16 protein-coding genes are annotated in these 15,905 nt (G+C 64.9%); 11 read left to right on the top strand and 5 right to left on the bottom strand.

Annotated features, from left to right (window positions below; genetic code table 11):
* Window positions 1-3: 3 nt before the first annotated feature.
* The 8 genes from ASC78_RS02210 to ASC78_RS02245 are packed head-to-tail and all read left to right on the top strand — an operon-like array spanning window position 4 to window position 7,443.
* Window positions 4-1,062 carry a 2,3-butanediol dehydrogenase gene (locus ASC78_RS02210; protein ID WP_055795696.1) on the top strand — a complete coding sequence of 353 codons (1,059 nt, stop codon included), beginning with the start codon at window positions 4-6 and terminating at the stop codon, window positions 1,060-1,062.
* The gene (locus ASC78_RS02215; RefSeq protein WP_055795698.1) at window positions 1,059-1,784 is read left to right on the top strand and encodes an SDR family NAD(P)-dependent oxidoreductase; all 726 of its coding nucleotides are present in this window, start codon (window positions 1,059-1,061) and stop codon (window positions 1,782-1,784) included. The genes ASC78_RS02210 and ASC78_RS02215 overlap by 4 nt, the downstream gene beginning before the upstream one ends.
* Before the next feature lie 47 nt (window positions 1,785-1,831).
* Complete coding sequence (locus ASC78_RS02220) at window positions 1,832-3,106, top strand: ABC transporter substrate-binding protein (protein ID WP_055795700.1); 1,275 nt, start codon at window positions 1,832-1,834, stop codon at window positions 3,104-3,106.
* Window positions 3,107-3,132: 26 nt separating this feature from the next.
* Window positions 3,133-3,828: an ABC transporter ATP-binding protein gene (locus ASC78_RS02225; protein ID WP_235504958.1), complete on the top strand. Its 696-nt coding sequence runs from the start codon at window positions 3,133-3,135 to the stop codon at window positions 3,826-3,828.
* A complete protein-coding gene (locus ASC78_RS02230) occupies window positions 3,825-4,565 on the top strand; it encodes an ABC transporter ATP-binding protein (RefSeq protein ID WP_055795703.1) in 741 nt (246 codons plus the stop codon). The genes ASC78_RS02225 and ASC78_RS02230 overlap by 4 nt, the downstream gene beginning before the upstream one ends.
* Complete coding sequence (locus ASC78_RS02235; protein ID WP_055795705.1) at window positions 4,552-5,415, top strand: branched-chain amino acid ABC transporter permease; 864 nt, start codon at window positions 4,552-4,554, stop codon at window positions 5,413-5,415. Before ASC78_RS02230 ends, ASC78_RS02235 begins: the two co-directional genes overlap by 14 nt.
* Window positions 5,412-6,428 carry a branched-chain amino acid ABC transporter permease gene (locus tag ASC78_RS02240; protein WP_055795708.1) on the top strand — a complete coding sequence of 339 codons (1,017 nt, stop codon included), beginning with the start codon at window positions 5,412-5,414 and terminating at the stop codon, window positions 6,426-6,428. Before ASC78_RS02235 ends, ASC78_RS02240 begins: the two co-directional genes overlap by 4 nt.
* A 37-nt stretch (window positions 6,429-6,465) precedes the next feature.
* Window positions 6,466-7,443 (top strand): helix-turn-helix domain-containing protein, encoded by a 978-nt coding sequence (locus ASC78_RS02245; protein ID WP_055795709.1) that lies wholly within the window; start codon window positions 6,466-6,468, stop codon window positions 7,441-7,443.
* 100 nt (window positions 7,444-7,543) lie between these two features.
* Here the strand turns inward: ASC78_RS02245 and ASC78_RS02250 are convergent, their stop codons facing one another.
* The 5 genes from ASC78_RS02250 to ASC78_RS02270 all read right to left on the bottom strand — a co-directional run bounded on the left by ASC78_RS02250 (window position 7,544) and on the right by ASC78_RS02270 (window position 12,875).
* Window positions 7,544-8,482, bottom strand: coding sequence for a pectate lyase family protein (locus tag ASC78_RS02250; protein ID WP_157634354.1), 939 nt, complete (start codon window positions 8,480-8,482; stop codon window positions 7,544-7,546).
* A 660-nt stretch (window positions 8,483-9,142) separates the two neighbouring features.
* Entirely contained in the window at window positions 9,143-9,943 is an 801-nt protein-coding gene (locus ASC78_RS02255; protein ID WP_235504959.1) for an SDR family NAD(P)-dependent oxidoreductase, read from the bottom strand.
* A gap of 92 nt (window positions 9,944-10,035) precedes the next feature.
* A complete protein-coding gene (acuI, locus tag ASC78_RS02260; protein ID WP_055795712.1) occupies window positions 10,036-11,022 on the bottom strand; it encodes an acrylyl-CoA reductase (NADPH) in 987 nt (328 codons plus the stop codon).
* Window positions 11,023-11,124: 102 nt separating this feature from the next.
* On the bottom strand, window positions 11,125-11,724 hold the full coding sequence (locus ASC78_RS02265) for a TetR/AcrR family transcriptional regulator (RefSeq protein WP_055795714.1): 600 nt from the start codon (window positions 11,722-11,724) through the stop codon (window positions 11,125-11,127).
* A gap of 89 nt (window positions 11,725-11,813) precedes the next feature.
* Window positions 11,814-12,875: an AraC family transcriptional regulator gene (locus tag ASC78_RS02270; RefSeq protein WP_162246077.1), complete on the bottom strand. Its 1,062-nt coding sequence runs from the start codon at window positions 12,873-12,875 to the stop codon at window positions 11,814-11,816.
* A gap of 153 nt (window positions 12,876-13,028) precedes the next feature.
* Between ASC78_RS02270 and ASC78_RS02275 the strand changes: the two genes are divergently transcribed.
* From ASC78_RS02275 to ASC78_RS02285, 3 genes are all read left to right on the top strand, one after another.
* Window positions 13,029-13,916 carry a TauD/TfdA dioxygenase family protein gene (locus ASC78_RS02275; RefSeq protein ID WP_055795718.1) on the top strand — a complete coding sequence of 296 codons (888 nt, stop codon included), beginning with the start codon at window positions 13,029-13,031 and terminating at the stop codon, window positions 13,914-13,916.
* 18 nt (window positions 13,917-13,934) lie between these two features.
* The gene (locus tag ASC78_RS02280) at window positions 13,935-15,539 is read left to right on the top strand and encodes a phytoene desaturase family protein (RefSeq protein ID WP_055795720.1); all 1,605 of its coding nucleotides are present in this window, start codon (window positions 13,935-13,937) and stop codon (window positions 15,537-15,539) included.
* A 123-nt stretch (window positions 15,540-15,662) separates the two neighbouring features.
* Window positions 15,663-15,905 carry a helix-turn-helix domain-containing protein gene (locus tag ASC78_RS02285; RefSeq protein ID WP_055795722.1) on the top strand — a complete coding sequence of 81 codons (243 nt, stop codon included), beginning with the start codon at window positions 15,663-15,665 and terminating at the stop codon, window positions 15,903-15,905.

Consider the following 15,905-nt stretch of genomic DNA (forward strand, 5'->3'; position numbering starts at 1 on the left):
GCCATGAAGGCACTGCGTTGGCACGGGCCACGGGATCTGCGGCTGGTGGACCTGGTGGACTCCGCGTTGCAGCCTGGCGAGGTGCGCGTCCGCGTTGCCTATTGCGGCATCTGCGGAAGTGATCTGCATGAATACGTCGATGGCCCGCACGCCATTCCCGTCGAATGCGCACATCCCATCTCGGGGCGGCGCGCACCGCTGACGCTGGGGCACGAGTTCTGCGGCACGGTGGTCGAATCGGCTGCCCTGGACGTGCGTATCGGCGCGCGTGTTGCGATCGAGCCGGAGTACCGCTGCGGCACATGCGACTACTGCCGCCAGGGACAGTACAACCGCTGCATCTCCATGGGGTTCGTCGGGCTCATGGGCGATGGCGCACTTGCCGAGACGGTCGTGGTACCTGCGTACACCGTCCATGATCTACCGGAGCAAGTGCGCTTCGATCAGGCTGCAGTCCTCGAGCCAGCTGCCGTCGCGCTGCACGCCGTGCGAACCAGCGGGCTTCGGCCGGGCGATGCCTGTGCGGTCTTCGGCATGGGACCTGTGGGCCTGTTGACCGTTGCCATGCTGCGCCAGTGCGGTGCCGGCGAGATCATCGCAGTGGATGTCCATGCCGGACGCCTGGCGCTCGCCGCGGCGATGGGGGCCAGCAGGGCCATTGATGCTTCGCGCCACGACAGCACCAGCGAAATCCTCGCAGCCACTTCAGGCCGGGGGGCTGCACTCGCATTCGAAGTTGCGGGCTTGCAGGCCACCATCGACTCGACGCTCGCGTGTCTACGCAAAGGTGGAGAGGCGGTGCTCGTCGGCCTCATGGGCAAGGCCCAGGTGGACATCTTCGACATCGTCAATCGAGAGCTGCGGCTGACGGCAAGCGTTGGCTACCGGGATGTCTTCCCAACGCTGATTGCGTGGACGGCCAAAGGGCTCATCGACCCGTCCGCGATCGTCACCCGAAAAGTGTCGCTTTCGCAGGCCGTATCCCAAGGATTCGAAGCCCTGATTTCCGACAAGGACCAAGTGAAGGTCCTGGTCGCACCCAATGGAGAGGATCTGAGATGACTTTTACACCGACACTTTTCGACGGGCGCCACGCCCTCGTCATCGGCGGGACTTCGGGCATTGGCGCCGGCACTGCGCTGCGCCTGGCAGAACTCGGGGCGACCGTGCTGGCCGCGGGCCTGAAAGCCGATGGGGAGCACGCACCGATGCACGACCGCATCCGCTGCGTCGAACTCGATGTGACCGACGGGCCGGCGCTGCAGGCGATGCTGTCGCAGCAGGGCTCGATCGACATTCTGGTCCACTGCGCCGGCATCAGCCGCGACCGGGCGGAGTATGAGTTGGACGTGTTCGAGCACGTGCTGGACGTCAACCTCACATCGATCATGCGCGCCTGCAATGCGGCCGTGCCTGCGCTGATCCGCTCCCGCGGCTGCGTCGTCAATGTCGCCTCGATGTTCAGCACCTTCGGCAGCGCGGACCGGCCCGCCTACGCGGCAAGCAAAGGCGGCGTGGTCCAACTGACCAAATCCCTGGCCCAAAGCTATGCGCCCGCGAAGGTTCGTGTGAACGCTGTTGCACCGGGCTGGATCACCACACCGCTGTCGGAAGCGCTGAGCCGCGACGAAGACGCCAGCCGGCGAATTCTGGACCGGACGCCGCTCGGGCATTGGGGCGAGCCCTCCGACGTGGCCGACGCCATCGTCTTTCTCTGCTCACCTGCTGCCAGGTACATCACCGGCGTCACCCTGCCCGTGGACGGCGGATACCTGACCGTCTGAATGAAAAGGCGCATCCGCGCTCCCTCGTAAAAATCCAAGGAGACAACATGACACCCCACGCTCGCAACCGCCGACTCGTTCTTCAGGGCACTGCAGCCGCTGCCTCCGCCGCAGCACTTGGCCTTCCCGGCCTGGCTTTCGGCCAGGAAAAATCCATCAAGCTGGGGTTTGTCAGTCCGCTGACCGGACCCTATGCACTCTTTGGCGAGACCGACCAGTACATGGTCGGCAAGGCGCGCACCTTGCTGGCGTCGGGCATCACCACTGGAGGCAAGACCTACCCGGTCGAGATACTCGTGCGTGACAGCCAGTCCAACCCGAACAAGGCGGCCGAACTTGCCGGCAATCTGATCCTGAAGGACAAGGTGCAGCTGATGCTGCCCTCGTGCACGTCGGAAACCATCAACCCGGTGGCCGACCAGTGCGAGCTCAACGGCGTTCCCTGCCTGTCGACCGTGCAGCCATGGCAAAGCTACTTCTTCTCGCGCGGCGGCAAGCCGGACAAGCCCTTCGAGTGGACCTACCACTTCTTCTGGGGGCTGGAAGACATCATCGCCGGCTTTGTCGGCATGTGGGGTTCCGTTACTACGAACAAGAAGATCGGGTTCCTGTTCGAGCGCAGCACGGACGGCGAAGCCTGGGCCAGCAAGGAGTTCGGCTTTCCGCCGGCGGTCACCAAAGCGGGCTACACCTTCGTGACGCCTCCATTCTTCCAGCCGCTCACCGCTGACTTCTCTCCGCAGATCGCCGAGTTCAAGAAGGCCGGCGTGGACATCATTGCCGGCATCACTTTGCCGCAAGACCTGAAGACCTTCATGGCCCAGTGCCGGCAGCAGGGCTTCAAGCCGAAGATCGTCACGGTCGGCAAGGCCTTGCTGTTCCCCTCCGCGGTGGAGGCGATGGGGGACCTCGGTGAAGGGATGAGCAGCGAGGTCTGGTGGACACCGACTTTCCCTTTCAAGTCGTCGCTGACCGGAGAAACCAGCGCCAAGATTGCCGCCGACTACGAAGCGGCCAGCAAGAAGCAATGGACGCAGCCGCTCGGCTACTCGCACGCGCTGTGGGAGGTCGCCATCGACGTGCTCAAGCGCAGCGGCAAACCGCACGACCCGAAGGCCGTGCGCGATGCGATCCGCGCAACCGATCTCACGACGGTGGTCGGGCCGGTCAACTGGAAAGGGGGACCGGTCGCCAATGTGGGCAAGACCCCGGTGCTGGGCGGCCAATGGGTCAAGGGGCAGAAGTTCAAGTACGAGCTGGCGATCGTGGACAACAGCACCGCGAAGATCGTGCCAGCGGCGGCCAAGCTGAAGCCGCTGTGAGCAAGGTGTTGCTGTCGGCCCGAGGCTTGCAGAAGGCCTATGGCGCGAATGTCGTCACATCCGACGTCGACTTCGATGTCAGCCAGGGCGAGGCCCTGGCGATCCTCGGCCCCAACGGGGCCGGCAAGACCACGCTGTTCAACCTGATCAGCGGCGACGTGGTCGCCGATGGGGGCGAACTGACGTTCGACGGACGTCGGCTGCGGCGCGAGCGCCCCTTCGAGCGATGCCGGCTTGGCATCGGGCGCACGTACCAGATTCCGAAGCCCTACGCCGGAATGACAACCTTCGAGAACCTGCTCGTCGCCGCCATGTTCGGAGCCCGCCTGGACGAAGCCGGTGCCAGCCGGCACTGTGCCGCGGTGCTCGAGCAATGCGAACTCCGGTCCAAAGCGAACATCCCGGCAGGCCAGCTCACGCTGCTTGACCGCAAGCGGCTCGAACTGGCGCGCGCGCTCGCGAGCCGCCCGAAACTTCTGCTGCTCGACGAGATCGCGGGCGGGCTGACCGATGAAGAGGCTGACAAGCTGGTGCAGCTCGTGCTCGACATCAAGCGGCAAGGCGTGACCGTCGTCTGGATCGAGCACGTGTTGCGCGCGGTGATGGCGGTGGCGGATCGCGTGATGGTGCTGGACTCGGGCCGCAAGCTCACGGAGGGGCTTCCTCAAGAAGTGATGGCGGATCCGGCAGTGCAGCGCATCTACATGGGAATCGAAGCATGAGCCGCAATCCGCTGCTTTCCACGCACGGTCTTACCGCGGGCTACGGCGACTTCCAGGCGCTCTTCGGCATCGACTTCGAGATTCATCGCGGAGAGGTCGTGGCTTTCATCGGCGCCAACGGCGCAGGCAAGTCCACGTTCCTGAAGTGCCTCATGGGACTGGTGTCGACCCCGCCGGGCACGGTGCGGCTGGACGGTGAACCCATTGCTCGCCGATCGCCGCACGAATCGGTCAAGCTGGGCCTTGCGATGGTTCCCGAGGGGCGGCGACTCTTCGCCGGCATGTCGGTCGAAGACAACTTGCTGGTGGCGCGGGACCATGGGCGCCGCCTCCCCGAGAACGGCCGCGCGTGGACGCTGGAACGCGTGCATGCGCTCTTCCCCGTGCTGCGCGACAAGCGGGACGCGCGGGTGGAGTCGCTCTCTGGCGGGCAGCAGCAGATGGTGTCGATCGGCCGGGCGCTCCTGTGCAATCCGCGGCTGCTGCTGTGCGACGAGATCTCGCTCGGCCTCGCGCCGCTGGTCATCCGCGAAATCTATGCGGCGCTGCCCACCATCACGGCCGAGGGCACCGCCGCCCTGATCGTCGAGCAGGATGTCGGCCTCGCGAAATCGGCCTCATCGCGCCTGTACTGCCTGCTTGAGGGCCGGGTCACTTTGCACCGCCCTTCGAACGAGGTCAGCCGGGCGGAAATCACGGAAGCCTACTTCGGAACTTCTCACCATGCAGTGGCTTGACGCAGCGATACAGGGCGTGCTCCTGGGAGGCCTCTATGCGCAATACGCGCTGGGGATGTCATTGATGTTCGGTGTGATGCGGATCGTGAACACTGCCCACGGCGATCTCTTGATCCTGCTGTCCTTTGCGGCGATTGTCATCGCCACCTACCTGGGTATCGGACCCTACGCGACGATGTTCGTCCTGGTGCCTCTGGCCGCCGTCGCCGGGTATGCGCTTCAGCGGCTGGTGTTGAACCGCGCGGTCGGAAGCGACCCGCTGCCTTCGCTGATCGCGACGTTCGGCTTGTCGATCACGATCCAGAACGCGCTGCTCGCCGGGTTCACGGCCGATGCGCGATCGTTGCCAGGCAACGGGCTGGAGTCGGCGAGCCTGTCCATCGGACCGCTCTTCGTCGGCCTGCTGCCCGTGCAGATCTTCTGTGCGGCACTGGTGCTGACCGGGGCCATCCACGTGCTGCTGCGCCGCACGCGCTTCGGTCGCGCACTGCGGGCGGCGGCGGCCGATGCCGACGCGGCTTCGATGATCGGCGTGAACCCGCGCCACGTTTACGCGGGCGCCACGGCGCTGGCGGTGGGCGTGCTGGGGGTGGCGGCCGTGTTCCATGCCTTGCGGGTCACCGTCTCGCCCGCCGATGGTCCTGGCCAGCTGATCTACGCTTTCGAGGCGGTCATCATCGGCGGCATGGGGTCGCTCTGGGGCGGGTTCCTCGGCGCACTGCTGCTCGGCGTCGCGCAAGTAGTCGGCGGACGGATCGATGCGGGCTGGGGCTCGTTGGCCGGCCATCTGGTTTTTCTCGCCGTGTTGGCGGTCCGGCCCCAGGGCCTTTTTGGTGGAGGCAGCCGATGACGCAACCAGTCACCCCGCAGGGCGGACTCGTCTCGCGGCAGACGCGCGGGGGGCGTGCTGCACTCGCCATTGCTGCGGTGGCCCTGCTGCTGATGCTTAGCTTGCCCTGGTGGGCCGATTCGGGGGTCACTCGCTCGGTCGTCGAGTTCAGCTGCTATCTGGCATTCGCGTCGATGTGGAACCTGCTCGCGGGCTACGGGGGGATGGTCTCCATCGGGCAGCAGGCATTCCTGGGCGTTGCCGCCTACGCGATGTTTGCGCTGGCCAATCACTTCGGAATCGACCCGTTCGCCGCCGCAGCGCTCTGCCTGCTGGCCCCCGCGCTGCTTGCCGTGCCCACGTACGCGCTGCTGCGCCGTCTGGAGGGGCCGTATTTCGCGATTGGAACCTGGGTGGTTGCCGAAGTGTGCCGGCTCGCTATATCGAACACGGAATGGCTGGGCAGCAGTTCGGGCATGACGCTCCGGGCCATGCAGAAGTACACCCTGGAGGAGCGCCAGGTCGGAGTCCTCTGGTTGGCGGCATTGATGCTGGTGTTGACGGTTGGCGGCAGCTATTGGCTGTTGCGGTCGCGGCACGGGCTGGCGCTCACTGCCATGCGCGATAACGCGGTATCCGCCATGAGCCAGGGCGTCGACGTCGGGCGATTGCGCTTCCTTGTCTTCCTGGGCGCGGCGGTCGGAACCGGTCTTGTCGGAGCGGTCTACTACCTCAGTGCGCTGCGACTGTCGCCGAACGCCGGCTTCGATCCCAACTGGATCGCCATCGTGATCTTCATGGTCATGGTCGGCGGCATCGGAACGCTGGAAGGACCGCTGATCGGTGCGGTGCTTTACTTTGCGGCCGATCGCCTGTTCTCGAACTACGGTGCCGGCTACATGATCATGCTGGGCCTGCTGACGCTGGTCGTCGCGCTTTATGCCCGAGGCGGACTGTGGGGCGCGACTGGCGGCCGCTGGGCATGGCATTGGTTCCCGACGCGGTGGTGGCTTCGGTCTCGCGAAGGCGAATGAAGGACTACTGCCCCGTCCTCGATTTCTGAGGGTCACCATGCACACTACCCATTGGTCAACAAACCGCGTGTTCGCCTGTGAACGCGCCGATGCCTGGAGCAGCATCAACACGCGGTACTTTGGTCGCTTGAGGGTGTCCAGCCTGGATGACGAGCCCCTCGATGCGTCCCTCGATACCTACGATGTGGGTGCCCTGCGCATGTTCAGCATCACCGCGCCAGCGCATCATGTGGCGCGCGACAACACTTGCGGTGAGCTTCCGACGGACGAGTTCTACAAGCTGGTCCTGCAAGTTTCCGGTCGCGGTGTCGTCGAGCAAGAGCACCGGCGCGTGGAGCTTCAACCAGGAGAGTGGATCCTCTACGATCCCCGCGCACCGTACGCGATCACCAACCGAGAGCGTTGCGCGCTGCTGGTGACTCAGGTGCCGCGCGCACTCCTTTCAGGTCTGAAGCTTTCCGGGCCCCTCGCCGGGCAGGCGGGCCACGACAACGTGGCGGGCCTGCATGGTGTTTTCGGCACCTACCTGCGTGCGTTGAGCGAGCAATTGCCCAGCCTGCCCGATGGCGTCGGGCAAGCCATCAGCGAATCGGTGATGGGTCTGCTCGGCTCGACGCTGGCCGAGGCCTTTCGCCGGACCGGTGAGCCGCTCCCCCTGCCCTCTGTCCTGAAGCTGCGGGCGCAGCAGTACATCCAGGCCCATCTTTGCGAGCCGGACCTGAGTATCCAGGGGGTCGCCGACGCGCTACGCTGTTCCAGGCGCTATCTGCATAAGGTCTTCGAGACCGACCCGGTCGGCCTCGAGCGGCAGATCTGGAATGCACGGCTCGAGCGCTGCCATAAGGCACTCATGCACGAAGCCCACCTGGGTCGATCCGCTGGACAAATCGCCTACGCGTGGGGATTCAAGAGCACTGCCCACTTCTGCCGGCTCTTCAAGCAGCAATACGGCATGACACCAGGCGAGTGCCAGCGCCTGTCCTTCGATTCGCGCCGCACCGCGCTTCTACAGTAAGCGACGCTCTCCGCAGCGCGCCTCGGATCGGACCATCGGCCGCGGTTTTCGGATGAGCGACCGGCCCGCCCAACGGGCTCTGGTCGCCACGGCGCCGCCGTCAGCTGCAGCTGAGACGGGCGAGCGCCTTGCCCGCGCCGGCCACCGCGGGCAGCTTCTGCTTCACGCAGGCCGGGTCGTGCGCCGTGTAGGCGTAGGGGATGCCCACCGGGAACACGCCGGTCGTGATCCAGTCGGTCGCGTCGCGCGACGGAGAGGACGAGCTGGCCACCCAGGTGATCCCGAAGGTGCTGAAGTCGGCCGGCGTCTTGATGTTGTTGTTGCGCAGTTCCCAGAAGCCGATGGCCGAGCTGTCGCGAGAGGTCACGGGGTTCTTCGCGTTCTCGAAGTAGTTGCCTTCGATCAGCGAGAAGCCGCCCATGCGGATGTTGGCACCCGAGGTGGTCACGCCGCTATACAGGTTGTTGTAGAGGTGCGTGTAGCCGCCGCGTTGCAGCGGCAGGCGTGAGCCGACGTTCTCGTAGACGTTGTGATGGAAGGTGATGAAGCGATCGCTGGAATCACTGTCGCTCGAGCCGATGAGGCCGACCTTGTGATGGTCGTGGATGTGGTTGTAGGAATAGGTGATGTGGTGCGCGCCGGCCTTGTTGTCGAGCAGGCCGTCGAACTCCAGATCGCCCGCGCCCGAGCACTCCTTCAAGCTGCTGAACAGGGTGTTGTGGTCGATCCAGATGTGGCCCGGGAACTTGCCGCTCTGTCCCTCGATGCCGATCGCATCGATCGAACCCGGCAGCAGGCCAATCGTCATGTTGCGGATGATGATGTTGGTGGCATCGGCCTTGATGGCCAGCCCGAAGTTGGCCGATGAGTTGTCCGCGCCCTCGATGGTGATGTTGCTTTTGTCCTCGATATCAACGATGGCGCCCGCGGGCAACTTCCACTGCGTGCAGGCATCGGTGATGCTGGCGAAATCGAACGTTCCGTTGTAGCGGATCACGAGCCCGCCGTTGCCGGTGTAGCCGTCAATTGCAGCCTGCATCTGCGCCGCGGTAGACACCGTGACAGCCGCGACCTTGCCGCCTCCGGTGACCTCGCCGGCAAACCCGCCGCTCAGACTGTCCGAGGTGAGAGCAGGTCCTGGCCCGGGAGCAGGAGCAGGAGCAGGAGCAGGAGCAGGAGCAGGAGCAGGAGCAGGAGCGGGAGCGGGTGCAGTTGCTGGTGCTGGTGCTGGTGCACTAGCAGTATCGGGAGTCGGAGCCTGAGTAGGCGCAGGAGCTGCAGACGCGGTGAGTGCGGATGCAGTGGCCACCGGGGGCAAGCCCGTCCCGCCGCCACCACCACCACCACCGCAGGCCACCAGCACGAACGGCGCCAATAGAGCACCCGCAGCGCGCGACCGGTGGCTTCTTTGCTTCATTTTCTTCATGGGATTTTTCTGTGTTGATGCCCCGCATGGAATGACGAATGTCAAAGCGGGAGACCACGTCGATACGCACGCTGTGTGCCGGCAATGCATTTCGATTTCTTGTCGCCGATGTGGACGCAATTTGTCGGAAACAGTCGAGATTTCGATGGGAGGGGCAGCCGGCGCGACCCCGTGGACGACAATTTGTGTCTCTTTGTGACAAAACAAAGCAGTGGGAGGCGCTGCTTCGGTGCCATTGCGAACTCGGGCCACGTCAAGGGGCCCGGAGTGCTCTCAAGTCGCTGTTCGCGCCGGTAGCGCCAGCCGCGGCCTACCCAGCACTTGAGTCGCCACCCGCGACGCGAACCGCCGCGTCAAGAAGCGCACACCGAAGCACGACAGCTTGTTGAACAGGCCAGGCACAACCGTTCGCTCGCCGCGCAGCATCGCGCGGATCGCGGCGTGCGCCACAAACTCCGCGCTTTTGGTCGACGCGTTCGCGATCCACGAGTAGTCGCCCCCGCCTGACGCGGCGTGGAACGCGGTTTCGGTGCCGCCAGGGCAGATGCAGGTCACCGAAAGCGAGGTGCCGCGGTGCTCGTCATGGAGACCCTCGCTGAAGTTGCGGACGAACGCCTTCGACGCGGCGTACAGCGCCATGTTCGGCACTGACTGGTACGCGCCGGTCGACGCGATGTTCACCATGTGCGCGGGTCTGGTGCTTGCCTTGTGCGCGTCGACGAAGCACCGCGCGAGCGCGACGAGCGAGGTCATGTTGAGTTGGACGAGCTCCGCGTCGCGCGCCCAGTCGACCTCGTCGAAGCGGCGGAAATAGCCGAACCCGGCGTTGTTGATCAGGATGTCGATGGGCCCGCCGGCGGTCGCTGCGTCCCACAGTGCACGCGCAGCATCGGGCTGGCCGAGATCTGCGGTGACGATCTCGACCTTCACGCCCTTGCAGGTCGCAGCGACCGCGTCGAGTGCGTCGCGGCGCCGCGCCGTCAGCACGAGATCGACGCCGAGCGCCGCGAGCTCACGCGCGATGGCCGCGCCGATGCCGCTGGATGCGCCGGTCACCAGTGCGCGCTTGCCCACGCTGGCGTTTGTGTGTGTACTCAAATCATTCTCCTGGTCGACTTGGCGTTTGCTTTCATGTCTTCCCTAATTCGGAGCAGGCCTCCGCGTACTCATGCGTTGACGTCGACAACGGTGCGGCCCTGGACTTGTCCTGCGAACATTCGCTCAACGACTGCGGACACCTCGGCAAGGCCAACCACGTGTGTCGTTCGCGCGAGCTTGTCCAGATCCAGGTCCCGCGCCAAACGTGACCAAGCCTCGATGCGCACCTGTTGCGGTGCATTGACCGAATCGATGCCGGACAGCGTCACGTTGCGCAGGATGAAAGGCAGCACCGAGGCCGGAAGATCCATGCCCTGGGCCAGGCCGCAAGCCGTGACCACGCCTCGATACTTCGTCTGTGCCAGCACGTTGGCCAGCGTGTGGCTGCCGACCGAGTCGACGGCGCCGGCCCACCGTTCGGTGGCTATCGGCGCTCCCCGTTCCGAAAGCGTGCGGCGATCGATGATGTCGGCTGCCCCCAGGCTGCGCAGATAGTCGCTTTCCTCCAGTCGCCCCGTGGAGGCAACGACCCGGTAACCGAGACCGGACAGGAGGGCGATGGCGATGGAACCAACGCCGCCATTGGCGCCCGTCACGAGAACGTCGCCATGCTGGGGCGTGAGCCCGCCGTGCTCAAGCGCCAGCACAGACAGCATCGCCGTGTACCCCGCCGTTCCGATGGCCATCGCGTCTTTGGTGGACAGGGCTGCCGGGAGCTTGACCAGCCACTCACCTTTCACGCGGGCCTGCTGCGCATAGCCACCGTGATGGGTTTGGCTCAAGCCCCAGCCATTGGCGACGACGCGGTCGCCTGCAGCGATGCCGGGGTAGGAAGAAGTCTTGACCGTGCCGGCGAAGTCGATGCCGGGAATCAACGGGAACCGGCGAATGACCTCCGCGCGGCCGGTGATGGCCATCGCGTCCTTGTAGTTCACGGTGGAGTAATCGACGTCGACCACGACGTCCCCGGGCATGAGGTCTTGTTCATTCAGCGAGACCACGCTGGTGGTGATCTTGTCACCTGTCTTGCTGGCGAGCAGTGCTTGGAATGTCATCGTCTTCTTTCAGGTGGAGTGTTGTTGAGAGTCAGTGGTTGATATGTCGCATGATGCTCGTCATATTCTTGAACGAGCAAAAATCGATGGGTGTCAGTGGCCTCAGGCAATAGGCAGGTGCTTCAGGGCAGCCTCGCGCAGGCTGTCGGATAGCGCAGGCTCGTCGACGACGCGGGCCAACAGCAAGGTGCCGACCATGGTGGCGACGGTCACGAGGGCGCGCTCGTGAACACCGGCCTGCCCCCAATCTGGCGATTGGCGGGCCACGAGATCGACCATTTCCTTGATGTACCGGGTGGTCACGCGCCGGACTTCGGGTGTTTGGCGCACGGTTTCCGAGCCCAGCGCGACCAGGGGGCATCCCCGCTCCACCTGCGCCAGGTTTTCTCGCGAGAGATAGGCGTGGAGCATGTAGGTCAAAGCCTGTTCCGGGGGCACGCTGGCAACCGCATCTGCCACTATGGAGGCCGAATCTGTACAGGCGCGCGCCGCTGCTTCCGCCAGCATGGCCTCGCGCGAGGCGAAGTGGGCGTAGAAGGCGCCATGGGTCAGGCCGGCCTCCTTCATGATGTCGGCCACTCCCGTTCCCTCGTAGCCGCTGCGGCGGATTGCCCGCGCAGCGACGGACACGATGCGCTCGTGAGAGGCTTCCTTGGCTGCTGTCCTGACGGTGTGTTTTGCTCGTCGCATGATGTGCATCATACACATTACCAAAAAAATACTTGATGCAATTTGTGAGCGGGACCCCGGACCTATCTCACCTTTGACAACACGCGGCTACGGGGCGCCACTCAGGACCATGCGCCGGCTGTCGAGGGCGTGGGGCGCCGCTGCATGTCGGCGCCGGCCTCATGCAGGTCCCTGGAGTTGCTTCTCAACGCGCGAGGTGTCGCGCCCCAGCAAGACTTCACCGCATGCCAGAAAGAGCTGGGCTCCGCGTAGCCCAGCCGCTCGGCGATTTCCGGAAGAGGCATGCTTCCCTGCGTCAGCAGAAAAAGCGCTTCATCCATGCGTGCGGCCTCGAGCACCCTGCGAAAGGGCATGCCGGTTTCGCTGAGCCGGCGCTGCAGCGTGCGCGGCGCAACGCCCAGGCTTTTTGCCACGTCGCCGCATGACACGCGGTGAAAGCCGAGGTTGCCCACCGCGGCCCTGACGGCCGCCTCGAGCGACTCGGATGAATTCTGCGCGCGGAGCATGCCGTCGGCCTGCGCACGAAGCACCGCCAGCAGCGCGGGATCGGCGCCCTGGAACGGCGTATCCAGCGTGGCGTCGTCATAGCACACGCGCACCTGCGCTGCGCCCAAGGTGACGGCGCAGCCGAGCAGGTCGACATAGCGCGGCGCGAGCCGTGCGTCCGATCCCGTGAGTTCGATGAGGCGCGGTGCCACGTTCCGCGTGCTGCAGCGCTTCCAGAAAGCCAGCAGCCCACCGAACAGCGAATCGATCTGCATCGAGTGCATGGCGACATGGCAGGGCGTCACGGCATAGCGCAGCTCCAGCCCTCCTTTCACCTTGTGGACGCCAATGCGCCCGCTGTTGCTCACCAGTTGCTGGTAGCGCTCCATGTGCCACACCGCATCCCGCAGCGACGCGCTGTGCATCATGAGGAGCCCGGCCACGTTCATTGCCTGTAGCGGGAGACTCGTGCCGACCTTCACGCCCAGCAACGGATCCGTCGTCAGCCGGGCCGCGCGTTGCCAGAGCCGGCGCGCAAGCACCAGGCCCACCTGGCGTGTCGGCGCCATGCGAGCCGAACCGGGGCCCCAAAGCCCCGCGGTGAGGCGTGACGGATCCAGGTCCTGAAGCTCCAGCTGATCGATCACGGCGTCGAGCCACGTCGAGAGGATCGTCATGTGCGCGGCCATGGCGGGCAAGGCTAGAGGGGCGCGTGTCCTGCGTCAATGAGGGTTGGTATCTCAAGACAATTTTCTGTCGCGCCGAAGCAATGACAGTCCTGCGCGCGCCCCTGAAACTGATACCGCGCAGACAACAACGAAGGAGACAACATGGCAGTGGAAAACCACTACGAGTACATCCGCGTGCAGCCGCAGCCGCACGGCTTCGGCGCCGCCATCACGGGCCTATCGATCGCAGAACCCCTGCCGGCGCCGGTGTTGGGCGAAGTGAAGAAGGCCTGGGCGGCGCATTCGGTCATCTGCTTTCCGGACCAGCCGCTGACACACTCGCAATTGGAGGCGTTCACGCGCCAGTTTGGCGAGTTCGGCGTCGACCCCTACATCGTCCCGATGGAGGGGCATCCGCACATCCTCGAGTTGCGGCGCGAGCCCGATGAGAAGGCGGTCAACTTCGGCGCGCAATGGCATTCCGACTGGAGCTTTCAGGAAGAGCCGCCCGCCGGCACCATCCTGCACGCCAAGGTGACGCCGCCGGTGGGCGGCGACACGCTCTATGCCGACTGCTACCGTGCCTACGAAGATATGTCGGACACGATGAAGCGGCTGCTCGATGGCCTGGTCGCGATCCACTCCGCCAGCTTGCCTTACGGCAAGGAAGGCCTGTTCGCCAAGGAAACCGAGGCGCGCACGATGAAGATCGTGGTGAGCGAAGAGGCCGACAAGACCTGGCCCCATCCGCTGGTTCGCGTTCACCCCGTCACGCGGCGCAGGGCGCTGTATGTGAGCCCCGTCTACACGCTGGGCATCGAGGGCATGACGCGCGGCGAGTCGGCTGCCATGCTGGCCTACCTCTACCAGCATATGGTGCGCGATGAATACGTATATCGGCATCGCTGGTCGCCCGACATGCTCACCCTCTGGGACAACCGCTGCACGGTGCACAACGCCGACGGCGGCTATGACGGGCACTTGCGTGTCATGCACCGGACCACCATCGCCGGCGAACGCCCGATCGGCGTTTCGGCGGCCTCTGCGTAGCTTTGACCTGGATAAAAAATGAACACTCCTGACCTGAGCTTCAAGCGGGCACGCGACCGTGGCGAATTGCATGGCAGCTTCGACACCATCGTCATCGGCTCGGGGGCCGGCGGCCTGACGACTGCCGCGCTGTTGGCGCTGGACGGTCAGCGCGTGCTCGTGCTGGAGCGTCATGCGGTCCTGGGCGGCTGCCTTCAGTCTTTTGCGCGCAAGGGCTTCGAATGGGACGTCGGCCTGCATTACATGGGCGAGGTTCACCGCAAGAGCAGTGGCCTGTATCGCCTTTTCGACAAGGTCTCGCGCGGGCAGCTCGAGTGGGCACCCATGCCGGCGGTCTACAACCGCATTGTGGTGGGAGAGCGAAGCTACGACCACGTGGCCGGTGCGGAGGCTTACAAGGAACAGCTCAAGGCCCATTTTCCGGACGAGGCCGCAGCCATCGATCGCTATGTGGAATTGGTCGTCGATGCGAATCGCGCCGCCAAGGCATTCTTTGGCGAGCGTGCGCTCCCGCATAGCCTGTCCGATGCTTCGGCCAGCGCGCCGCAGACCGCTTTCGCTCTCTATTCCCAGCGCACCGTGCTGGAGGTGCTGAACGAATTGACTGGCAACGCCGAGCTCAAGGCGGTCTGGTGCGGCAACTATGGCGATTACTGCAACTCTCCCGCCGAGGCGTCCTTCGCCATTCATGCGATGGTTTTTCATCACTACATAGACGGAGCGAGCTATCCCGTGGGCGGTGCGCCGCGCATTGCCGAAGCCATGGCGGAGACGGTGCGTGCCGCCGGCGGTGCGTGCCTGGTGGCAGCCGATGTCGTGGGCCTGAAGATGCACGAGGACCGCGTCGTGGGCGTGGTGACTGCCGATGGCAGCGAGATCGAGGCGCGCCGTGTCGTCAGTTCCATCGGCATCGCGCAGACCCTGCCGCTGCTGGCGCACGCCAATTCCGAACTGGGCCGGACGCTGGCGGAAGCCAGCAACGCCCTGGGAACGACACAGTGCTTTGCGGTGCTGAACATAGGGTTGGGTGCCGGCAATGGCGAGCTCGACATCCACCCGTGCAATCTCTGGGTCCACCCCGGCAACGACCTGACGGGCAATCTGGCGCGCTACAAGGCCGATCCCGCGGGCCAGTCCATGCCGCTCTACTTCATCACGCACCCCTCGCTGCGCGACCCGAGTTGGGCGCAACGCTACCCCGGGCGCAGCACCATGGACGTCTGCGGCCTCACCGACTGGTCGGTCTTCGAGCGCTTTGCCGGCACCGAATGGATGCGCCGGGGTGCCGAGTACGCGGACATGAAGGCGCGGCTGACCGAGCATCTGCTCGCGGAGGCTGTTCGCCGCTACCCGCAGATACAGGGACGCGTCGCCCACACCGAACTGGCGACGCCGCTGAGCTTCAATCACTTCCTCAACCGTACGCAGGGCAACTTCATGGGCTTCGAGCAGACGCCGCGGCGTTTTGCGCAGCGATGGATGCGCGCCCATGCACCGGTCGAAGGCTTGTATTTCAGTGGCCAGGACGTTGCCGCCGCGGGTGTCAGCGGCGCCATGGTCGGGGGACTGGTGGCCGCCAGTGCCGTGCTCGGGCGCGATCTGTTTCGCGAACTCAGAGGCTGAAGCCCGGCCGCCTGACGCATTCGGCGGCAGTCCCGGCATTCGCTGTTTTATTCGTCAAGGAGATATTTGACAAATATTCGTTAGGAAGATAAAGTGCACTTATTCGCATCCCGAATAATTTGCATGCAATACCCCTTGTCGAATCCGGTGCAGCTGGCTCACCTTCTCATGTCCGCCCGCAAGGCCAAGGGCTTGACGCAGGCTGCGGCGGCGGCGCGCGTGGGCATCAGCCAGAGCCGCCTCTCGGTGCTCGAAACCGATCCTTCGTCGCTGACGTTCGAACAGCTGCTCGCCTTGATGAGCCTGTACGAACTGCGCGTGGCAGCGCAAGACAAGCGCCCGGCCAGCGCACCGGGGACCTGGTGA

Origin of the sequence: Variovorax sp. Root318D1 (assembly GCF_001424835.1) — a bacterium.
Lineage (GTDB): Bacteria > Pseudomonadota > Gammaproteobacteria > Burkholderiales > Burkholderiaceae_C > Variovorax.